This window comes from Thermoclostridium caenicola (assembly GCF_900142095.1).
Taxonomy (GTDB): domain Bacteria; phylum Bacillota; class Clostridia; order DSM-8532; family DSM-8532; genus Thermoclostridium_A; species Thermoclostridium_A caenicola.
The window spans coordinates 1-1,520 of record NZ_FQZP01000113.1 but is presented as its reverse complement, the minus strand read 5'-3'; the positions used below and the strand labels follow the sequence as shown (position 1 = coordinate 1,520).

1 protein-coding gene is annotated in these 1,520 nt (G+C 38.8%); it reads right to left on the bottom strand.

The genetic code is table 11. From position 1 onward, the window contains the following. Window positions 1-44: 44 nt before the first annotated feature. Window positions 45-1,421, bottom strand: coding sequence for an ISLre2 family transposase (locus F3H12_RS13110; protein ID WP_188118543.1), 1,377 nt, complete (start codon window positions 1,419-1,421; stop codon window positions 45-47). Window positions 1,422-1,520: the final 99 nt, after the last annotated feature.

Here is a 1,520-nt window from a genome sequence, read left to right as displayed (position 1 = left end):
TCAACTTGTTGTAGGATTTTGCTAGACACCTTCTTTGGAGATTACTAAATAATGCTCATACTAGCCGCTATTGCTTTCAATTGCTTAAAGTACGGCACGTTTTTCCCTTGCCTTAGCAAAGGTATATTGCCCAGTTTTTCTATACCAGCGCTTTTGAATGCTTTTGTAGCCTTAGCCATTACTTTTTTCGTTACTTTATATCTGGCTTCGGTTTTGTTTAGATGTTCTGGTGTTACCTGACCACCACTGCTGCAATAGGCTCTCAATTTCGCCATCGCTTGCAAACCTCTCCTGCTCCAACCCATCGGACGACTGCTTAAACGGCTGGACAATACATGACTCACATGCCCTTCGGTGCAACTCCCTCTACAATCTTCCTGGCTATATATTTCAATCGCTACCCAGTTATTTAATATATATCGCTTGAATCCCGCTATTCTTTGCTTCTCATTAGGGCTCTCTGCTCCATCTGTCATCTGTTTTATTATGGCCTCAAATTGCTCTTGATTGCCTTGATAAAGACTCATATGTATTTCTTTTCTATATTCCTGTTGCTTACCGGTTACCTCCATTATGGCACGGTTTAAATGGTACCTGTCTAACACCATTTTTGATTTCGGCAACCAGTTGAGACCTTCTTTTATCCAGGAAGCTCCATCTCCGTGCACGTAAATCTTTTCAAGATAATCAACATCATATGCCTCATATATCCAATTTGCAGCTTCCAGCCATAACTCTTCAGGATCTTTGCCGTAATCGCTTATGTGATGTATGTTCTTACACTCGCCTCGCTTCCCGTTCCTCTCTATTCCTTCATGGATGCTAATTAACGGCACTATTGTATTTGAACCGTCCTGAAGAGATACATGATCTTCATCCGCTTCCACATGCAATACTTTTACCTGCCGCTTGCTCTCAGGCTGCTTTATTTTTAACTCTTTTACTTGCCTGACCTTATTCATTACTGTCTGCCTGCTGATTTCTCCGCCACTTATATACTGGCTGCTCTTCCAGTAAGATGTTTCACTTGCATGATTTATCAAATCTACAGCTACTAATTTCGAAAGCCTTTCATATTTTTCTATCCCTACTGCTTGATCCAGCAGATATACGTATTCCTCGTTATTTTTATTTCTAAAATATGTTCTTTCAAATTCCAGTAAACCAAACTTAGTATATACTTCTCTCTTATCGCACTTACGCTCAATTACTAATCCTTTGCGCTTTCGGCCTGCCTTGTCTTCAACCAGAGCCTTATCCAAGTTATCAAAATATGTTTTTGTCATTTCCAGAATAAATTCATTGCTTGCCTTCTCCAGGTATTCTTCAATATCTAATAAACTCCTCACAACACCTTTTCCAAAAAAGTCAGTAACTTTACTGATGAATTTTTCGCAGATTTGTAGTAAAATACTATTCACAAGAGACACTCCTTCCTCTAAATGGTTTGTTGTGTATAATCCCATTTTATCAAAGAAGGATGTCTCTTGTTTATTTTTTTCCTACAACAATTTTACACT